The organism is Spirochaetota bacterium (genome assembly GCA_038043445.1).
Classification (GTDB): Bacteria; Spirochaetota; Brachyspiria; order Brachyspirales; family JACRPF01; genus JBBTBY01.
Window position 1 is genome coordinate 18,873 of sequence record JBBTBY010000131.1, and the last position, 8,834, is coordinate 27,706.

Below are 8,834 nucleotides of genomic sequence, written 5' to 3' on the forward strand. Positions count from 1 at the left end.
ACTTTGATGTATTAGCGAAGCGGAACTACGGCATCCGCACGATACCTGGTGTCTGAATATAGATATGCTGTGTCGTTATCCTCCGTATAAATCACCGGAACGGTTTATCGAACAAGGACCGCCCAGCATCATGAAACTCTACAATATTACTAGTGATTAGTATATCGATGCGGTAATTATTGTCAACCCCGGTGTATGACCGAAAATCGCACCTAAAAAATCGCAAACAGAGCGATACCGAGAATTAAGGGCCGATAAAACCAGCGGAATGGTATAAATATTTTCACCCAGTGGGTGATTATATATTGGGCGGGTGGGGCGAGAGAATTTAACAACGAAATATACGAAAAACACGAAAAGAAGGCTGTGTTATCCAGTTCCCTGTTTTCTTTTTCTATTTCGTGTTTTTCGTTATTTTCGTTGTTCCTTACGTGAGGATTTGTGTCTGATATGTGTCAAACCGGGACTGCAGGGGAAAATATCCAGCGGTCGGATACCAATTTCGGCAAAGCCGTGCTACAATGGCATATGCAAAAACCATGGATACGACGCGCGGCTGCATTCCTGTCAAGCCAGGCTGTTTCACTGTTCGGTTCATCACTGGTGCAGTATGCGCTGCTCTGGTATGTAACGCTCGAGACGAAGTCGGGCATAGCGATGACGGTATATATCATCTGCGGCTTTCTCCCGACATTCCTCATTGCGCCGTTCGGCGGCGTTCTCGCTGACCGATATAACAGGAAGTATCTCATCATTGTTGCGGATGCGCTTATCGCGGTGACGACGCTTGCGCTCGCTGTCCTCTTCATGGCCGGCGGAAAGGGGCTTTGGCTCGTCATGGTCGCCGCCGCGCTTCGTGCTGTCGGCACCGCCGTGCAGGGACCGGCGGTCGGCGCCATTCTCCCGCAATTCGTCCCGAAGGATGCCCTTACCCGGGTGAACGGCATATCATCATCGATACAGTCGGCGATAATGCTCCTCTCGCCGGTAGTGAGCGGGGTGCTCATCACGTTCTTCCCCATGCATGTCATCTTTCTCATCGATATTGCTACGGCGGCTGTTGCGATAACCGTGCTTATGTTCTTCCTCGACGTGCCCGCGCACCGGCGTGCGTCGCAGAGGAAAAGCACGTACTTCGCCGATATGATCGAAGGGTTCCGCTACATACGCGGAGAGCGCAATCTCGTCTCGTTCTTTATTTTTCTCGGGATACTGATGTTCCTCGTCGCACCCGCCGCGCTCCTGACGCCCCTGCAGGTCGCCCGCACCTTCGGGAGCGATGTCTGGCGGCTTACCGCGATAGAGGTGGTGTTTTCCGGCGGCATGATGCTCGGCGGCATATTCATCGGCATGTGGGGCGGCTTCAGGAACCGCATGCATATGATGCTCCTCTCCTCAGCGGTCATGGCCTTGTGCACGATCGCGCTCGGACTGCCGATACACTTCGGCGTGTATTGTGTGTTCATGGGGATAACCGGCATAGCACTTGCGTTCTTCAATACGCCTTCCGCAGTATACATCCAGGAACGGGTGCCGACGGATTATCTCGGACGTGTGTTCAGCATCAGCACAATGTTATTCACCTCGATGATGCCGATAGGCATGCTCCTTTTCGGGCCGCTTGCGGAGATAGTACGCATCGAATGGATGCTTATTGCTACCGGCTTAGGCATGCTCGTGCTCATTGCCGTCATGTGTACGGATAGAACGCTCGTTCGTTCAGGTATGCCCGTGCGGACGCGGCACGCAGGAAGAGGGTGATATGCCTTCTGCAGAGATAATAGCCATCGGCATCGAACTGCTTCTCGGCGAGATAGTCGATACGAATTCGTCGTATATCGCCCGCAATCTACGCGATATCGGCGTTGATGTGTTCCGCACCTCGACGGTCGGCGATAATCCTGAGCGTATCGCCATTATGCTCCGCGAGTCCATGGCGCGTGCGGATATCATCATCACTACCGGCGGTCTCGGTCCCACCGTGGACGATCCCACGCGTGATGCGATAGCGCTTGCTTTTGGCGTCAAGACCGTGTATGTACCCGAGCTTTGGGATCAGATCTGCGCGCGGTTCAAACGTTTCGGCCGCGTACCGACGGTGAACAACAAACGACAGGCATTCATCCCCGATGGCGCCGAGGCCGTTGAGAACCCCGTGGGTACGGCGCCTTCGTTCATCATGCACGTGCTGGGCGGCGCGCGTGTCATATCGCTCCCGGGTGTGCCGAGCGAGATGGAATATCTCATACAGAACGCCGTTCTTCCGTATGTGAAAAGAACGTTCTCGCTTTCAGGCATCATCAAGGCGAGAGTGCTTCATACATCCGGTGCGGGTGAATCCATCATTGATGATATGATAGGCGATCTCGAGTCGCTTGCGAACCCGACCGTCGGTCTTGCCGCGAAGAGCGGGCAGGTCGATGTACGCATCACCGCGAAGGCATCGTCCGAAGCAGAGGCGGACACGCTCATAGCCGGTGTCGAGCGCGAGGTGCGGCGTGTGCTGGAAGAGTTCATCTATGGTGTCGACGATGATACGCTCGCCCGTGTCGCGATACGGACACTCGCCGAAAGCGGGAAGACGCTCTCCATCGTCGAAGGCGGTCTCGGCGGTGCATTGATGCGCGAATTCGCTGATGCGCCCTCGGTATTCCTCGGGGGAGAGATGCTGTCGGAACGACCATCTGCGGAAGCGCTCGCAGTCATGACGGCGGATCTGCGGAAGAAACGTTCAGCGTCCGTCGGTCTCGGAGTGACGCTGCATGCGGGAGCGCAGAAGCAGGAGATATTCATCGCGCTATCCGCCGAAACCGGAACATCGAACTATACGCGGCCGTACGGCGGCCCGCCGAAGAACGCGCCGGTCTGGGCGGTCAATCATGCGCTGAACCTTCTGCGCGCGTTACCGTGAAGGGGAAACGCGATCAGCTACGCGTACGACGCACTCGGCCGCGTGATAACGACGTACAAATACGATATACTACATCAGGTGACGAACATAAACTACCTACATACCAACGGCGCGTCCGTCGTCATTCAATCGTCTCCCCGATGGAAAAATAGAAAGCGTAGCGTAGTCGATAACCAACGCCACCAACGAATTCAAATACTCCGCGATACTGCAACGCCTCTACAAAGCGGACTCTACCGGTACAAACGTTAACACGGAAGCAGACAGGCTCGAAGTCGCGGAGGCGGGCGTGCTGATAGAATAGGGGGTGCACAATGCGCAAGCGATGCTTGACGGCAACCGGGGGTGGGAATATACTGACGCACATGAAAATAGCAGCGATAAAAAAAGAAAAGCTGTGTCCGTTGGCGGTAACGATGGTTCTGTTGCTCGCGACCGCCCCTCTGCTTCCGGTCGATATAGCCGTGTCGATCGATACGAACATCGGCAATGTCGGCGATGTTTTTCAATACCGCGTCCGGCTTAAGTCACCGAACCTCGCTGATATCATACCCCCGCCGGCCGACGCCATTCCCGATCCGTTCGCGGTGACTGGGTATCGCGTTATCACCAATGCTGCGAAACAAAGCATCTATGTTTCATACTCTCTATCAGTGTATGATCTCGGCATATTCACCATACCGCCGCTTACCGTGCGCGCAAAGGACGGATCGACGGCGGCATCCGTGCCGGTCACGATAACCATAGTCCCGCTTGCATCGACGAACGGAGCCCCGCCGCAATTGCCGGATATTCGGGGCGAAGTGGGCATCCCGTTCCCCCTGTGGTTCTGGCTTGCGATCGTCGGTGCGCTTCTTATCATGGCGTTCGTTGTGCTGCTCATCATCCGCATTCGAAGGAACAGAACACCGGTGAAGAATGCCATCCCTGAGGATGAAGAGGCGCTCGCTGCTATCGAGGCGCTCATGGCAAAAAAGTACATCGATGCGGGTAAGTACAAGGAATTCTATTTTGAACTGTCCGAAGTGATGCGTACCTATCTCTCACGGCGTTTTTCCATCGCCGTACTTGAACGGACGACGGCCGAGATCGCCGAAATGCTCGAGCACGCACGGGTGCCGATGGCTGAACGTATCATCGATTTCCTTTCCTATGCGGATATGATCAAGTTCGCCAAGGCGATCCCGTCATCGGTTGAGAACGGAAAATTCCATTCCCTCTGTGTCGATCATATCCGCTCGACGCGGCGCACACAACCGAAATAGCATTCATTTTTCAATGATGCGATATTTCAATTATGTATCATATGTAGCATTATATTCATTGTCACTGTGAATTGAGCATGAATTCGATAGAAAAAGCGTTGAATTCGCGTTCGTACATCGTTGACACATCGCACAGATACCATATTATTACGCCACCTTTCGCAGACGTCGAAGAAAGCTTCCTGCGGCTACGGTAAAACGTGACGCCGGCGGCTCGTGAGTGAACGGTGCGTTTATGCACTGAGATACTCGCGATTCGATCGCAACGGTTAAAGAAAGCCCATTGCATCGGCACTGTGTGCTGTATGCGTTTCGTGCCATTCTCCGGAGTGGAATACGAGTGAAGCATTCCTTTTCCGGTTGTAATGGACGCGATTGGAACAACTATAGGTGCAAAGAATATGCCCACAATCAACCAGTTGATCAAGCACGGCCGAAAGGCAATGCGCAACCGGACGAAGTCGCCCGCGCTCGAATCGTGCCCGCAGAAGCAGGGCGTGTGTACCCGCGTAACGACGATGACGCCGAAGAAGCCCAACTCCGCTCTGCGTAAGATCGCACGGGTGAGGCTCTCCAACGGCATCGAAGTGACCGCGTATATCCCCGGCATCAATCATTCGCTGCAGGAACACCATCGGGTGCTCATACGCGGCGGACGGGTAAAAGACCTTCCGGGTGTTCGCTATCATATCATACGCGGCACGCGCGAAGCGACCGGCGTTGAGAACCGCAAACAGGCTCGAAGCAAATACGGCGCAAAACGGCCGAAGGCGTAAGGGAAGACCATGGGACGCAGACATAGAGCAAAAACGAGAAAGATAGCGCCGGATGCGCGTTATAACAATGAGGTCGTGAGCCGATTCATCGGGCGCCTTATGGTGAGCGGCAAACGCCATGTCGCCGAGCACATCGTCTACGGTGCCATCGAGGGTGCTGAAAAGAAGACCGGCGGCAAAGGGATAGATATTTTCACCAAGGCCGTCGAAAGCGTGAAACCGCTTCTCGAGGTAAAGTCGCGCCGCGTGGGCGGGGCAACCTATCAGGTCCCCGTTGAAGTGCGCCCCTCGCGTCAGCTTGCCCTTTCCATGCGCTGGATCATCGAGAGCGCGCGTACGCGCAACGGACGATCGATGGCCGATAAACTCATGAACGAGATCATGGACGCGTCCAACGGCACCGGCGGTGCCATGCGTAAACGTGATGACATGCACAAGATGGCCGAGGGCAATAAAGCCTTCGCGCACTACCGCTGGTAGACCGGGAGCTTAAGGAAGAATTATGCCGCGTGATGTATCATTAGCAAAAACAAGGAATATCGGTATCATGGCGCATATCGACGCCGGTAAAACGACGACGACCGAGCGCCTTCTGTTCTATACCGGGAAGACACATAAGATCGGCGAGGTCCATGACGGCAATACCGAGATGGACTGGATGGAACAGGAAAAAGAGCGCGGCATCACCATTACCTCCGCTGCAACGACATGTTATTGGAAAGAGCACCGTATTAACGTCATCGATACACCGGGGCACGTCGATTTCACCGTCGAAGTGGAACGATCGCTCCGCGTGCTCGACTCTGCGGTCGGTGTGTTCTGCGCCGTCGGCGGCGTTGAGCCCCAGTCCGAAACGGTGTGGCGTCAGGCGACGCGTTATAACATCCCGCGCATCATCTTCGTCAATAAGATGGACCGCGTCGGCTCCGATTTTTTCGATGTGTTCAAGCAGACGCGCGATAAGCTCAAAGCGAATTCGCACCCCATACAGCTCCCCATCGGCGCCGAGGACAAATTCGAAGGCGTCATCGATCTTGTGAAAATGCAGGAGATCGTTTGGACGGGTGAAGAGCTCGGCGCGAAATTCGAATTCCGCCCCATTCGCGAAACGCTCAAGAAAGAGGCCGATGAATATCGCGAGAAGCTCATTGAAGCGATAGTCGATTTCGATGATGTGCTCATGGAAAAGTATCTTAACTCCCATTCCCTCTCAGAAGAGGAGATCGTTACGCTTATCCGCAAGGCAACGCTTTCGGCGCGCTTCTTCCCCATGATGTGCGGTACCGCGTTCAAGAACAAGGGCGTACAGCCCCTGCTCGACGCTGTCATCGCATATCTCCCGTCGCCGATCGACATCGCCGACGTTAAGGGGCACACCGATGACGGAAAAGAAGAGACGCGCCCGACGGCCGATGATGCGCCGTTCGCAGGCCTCGCGTTCAAGATCATGTCCGATCCGTATGTCGGTAAGCTCACGTTCTTTCGCGTCTATTCCGGTTCATTGAAAGCCGGTTCCTATGTCCTCAATGCAACGAAGAACGTCCGTGAGCGTGTGTCGCGTCTCATACAGATGCATGCGAACAAGCGTCAGGAAATAAGCGAAGTGTTCGCCGGGGATATCGCCGCTGCGGTCGGACTGAAAGATACGCGCACGGGCCACACACTCTGTGTCGAAGACAAACCTATCATACTCGAAGCGATGAATTTTCCCGAGCCTGTCATCTCGGTCGCTATTGAACCGAAGACAAAGGCCGATGTGGACAAAATGTCCAAGGCGCTGCAAAGTCTTTCGGATGAAGATCCTACATTCCGCGTGAACTTGGACGAAGATACCAATCAGACCATTATTCGCGGGATGGGCGAGCTTCATCTTGAGATCATCGTCGACCGTATGTTCCGCGAATTCAAGGTCGAGGCGAATGTCGGTAAGCCGCAGGTCGCCTATCGCGAAGCGATACGCAAGACCGTTGAAATGGAAGGAAAGTATATCAAGCAGACAGGCGGCCGCGGTCAATACGGTCACGTATTTCTCCGTGTCGGCCCGAACGAATCGAACAAGGGCTTTGAATTCGAGAACGAGGTCGTCGGCGGGAAGATACCGCGTGAATATATACCGGCCGTCGAAAAAGGCTGCCGCGAGGCGATGGATAATGGCGTACTCGCCGGCTATCCGCTCCTTGACGTGAAGGTGGCGGTGTTCGAAGGATCGTATCACGATGTCGACTCGAATGAGATGGCGTTTAAGATCGCCGCGTCAATGGCGTTCAAGGACGCCTGTCGCAAGGCGGATCCTTTTATTCTCGAACCGATGATGGCGGTGGAAGTGGTCACGCCGGAAGAATATATGGGTGATATCATCGGTGACCTTGCATCACGGCGCGGGCAGGTGCATGGTTTCGTCGATCGCGCCGGGGCGAAAGCGGTGACTGCGACCGTTCCGCTCGCGGAGATGTTCGGCTATGCGACGTCCATACGGAATTTGTCGCAGGGCCGCGCAAGCTACACGATGCAGTTCTCTCATTACTTTGAGGTGCCGCGAAACGTATCCGAGGAGATCGTCGCCAAGGCTTCAGGGAAGAGGGCCGGGTAAGCCAACGGGAATCCGTTGAGGATCTTAACTATAATAGGAATCGAACGAGAGGAGGCAGTAAATGGCCAAGGAAAAGTTCAATCGAAAAAAACCGCATGTGAACGTGGGTACTATCGGCCACGTTGACCACGGCAAAACGACGCTTACCGCGTCGATCACCGCTGTATCCGCAGCGCTGTACGGCACGACGTACATCCCGTACGATCAAGTCGCCAAGGCGTCGGAGAAACAGGGTCGCCGTGACGCGACGAAGATCCTTACGATCGCGTCGTCGCACGTCGAATATGAATCCGCCAAGCGGCACTACGCGCACGTCGACTGCCCGGGACACCAGGACTACGTGAAGAACATGATCACCGGTGCGGCGCAGATGGACGGAGCTATCCTCGTGCTTTCAGCGGAAGACGGTGTCATGCCGCAGACGCGCGAACACATACTCCTTGCCAAGCAGGTCGGTGTTCCGTATATCGTTGTCTTCATGAATAAGTGCGACAAGGCTGAGAAGGATCTCCTTGAGATCGTCGAATCCGAAGTTCGCGATGAATTGACCAAGAACGGATACCCCGGCGATAAGGCCCCGGTCATCCAGGGCTCGGCTCTTTTGGCGCTGCAGGCAGCAGCCGCAGGCAAGAAAGACGATCCGGCCATGAAGCCGATCATCGATCTTCTCGAGGCGCTTGATTCGTATGTTCCGGACCCTGTCCGCGAAAGCGATAAGCCGTTCCTCATGAGTATTGAAGATGTGTACTCCATCCAGGGCCGCGGTACGGTCGTTACCGGCCGTGTTGAGCGGGGCAAAGTCAAGGTCAATGACGAAGTCGAGATCGTGGGTCTCCGCGATACGAAGAAAACGGTTTGCACGGGCATTGAGATGTTCCGCAAATCGCTCGATGAAGGCATTGCCGGCGACAATCTCGGCGCGCTCCTTCGCGGCATTGAACGCACGGATGTCGAGCGCGGACAGGTGCTCGCCAAGCCGGGTACGGTCACTCCGCATAAGAAGTTCGAAGCGACGGTGTATGTTCTCAAGAAAGAAGAAGGCGGTCGTCATACGGCGTTCATCTCGGGTTATCGCCCGCAGATGTACTTCCGCACCACCGACGTGACCGGCGTCATAACGCTGCCGGCAAGCACGCAGATGGTCATGCCGGGCGATCAGATCAACAGTCTTTCGATAGAACTGAACGCGCCGATCGCCATGGAAGACAAGCAGACGTTCGCCATACGCGAAGGCGGCCGCACGGTCGGACGCGGCGTCGTGACGAAGGTCGTAGAGTAAGGAATATGTCGGG

The 8,834-nt window shown here is 55.1% G+C and carries 7 protein-coding genes; all 7 read left to right on the forward strand.

The features are described 5' to 3' along the window. Positions 1 to 450 precede the first annotated feature (450 nt). A complete protein-coding gene (locus tag AABZ39_17370) occupies positions 451 to 1,761 on the forward strand; it encodes an MFS transporter (GenBank protein ID MEK6796552.1) in 1,311 nt (436 codons plus the stop codon). 1 nt (position 1,762) lies between these two features. Beyond that, positions 1,763 to 2,911 (forward strand): CinA family nicotinamide mononucleotide deamidase-related protein, encoded by a 1,149-nt coding sequence (locus AABZ39_17375; GenBank protein ID MEK6796553.1) that lies wholly within the window; start codon positions 1,763 to 1,765, stop codon positions 2,909 to 2,911. Between the two features lie 365 nt (positions 2,912 to 3,276). Then, a complete protein-coding gene (locus AABZ39_17380) occupies positions 3,277 to 4,176 on the forward strand; it encodes a hypothetical protein (protein MEK6796554.1) in 900 nt (299 codons plus the stop codon). 401 nt (positions 4,177 to 4,577) lie between these two features. Next, a complete protein-coding gene (rpsL, locus tag AABZ39_17385; GenBank protein MEK6796555.1) occupies positions 4,578 to 4,952 on the forward strand; it encodes a 30S ribosomal protein S12 in 375 nt (124 codons plus the stop codon). A gap of 9 nt (positions 4,953 to 4,961) precedes the next feature. After that, the gene (rpsG, locus tag AABZ39_17390; protein ID MEK6796556.1) at positions 4,962 to 5,432 is read left to right on the forward strand and encodes a 30S ribosomal protein S7; all 471 of its coding nucleotides are present in this window, start codon (positions 4,962 to 4,964) and stop codon (positions 5,430 to 5,432) included. A gap of 22 nt (positions 5,433 to 5,454) precedes the next feature. Continuing rightward, on the forward strand, positions 5,455 to 7,542 hold the full coding sequence (gene fusA, locus AABZ39_17395) for an elongation factor G (protein MEK6796557.1): 2,088 nt from the start codon (positions 5,455 to 5,457) through the stop codon (positions 7,540 to 7,542). Positions 7,543 to 7,603: 61 nt separating this feature from the next. After that, positions 7,604 to 8,821 carry an elongation factor Tu gene (tuf, locus tag AABZ39_17400; GenBank protein ID MEK6796558.1) on the forward strand — a complete coding sequence of 406 codons (1,218 nt, stop codon included), beginning with the start codon at positions 7,604 to 7,606 and terminating at the stop codon, positions 8,819 to 8,821. The last annotated feature ends 13 nt before the right edge of the window (positions 8,822 to 8,834 follow it).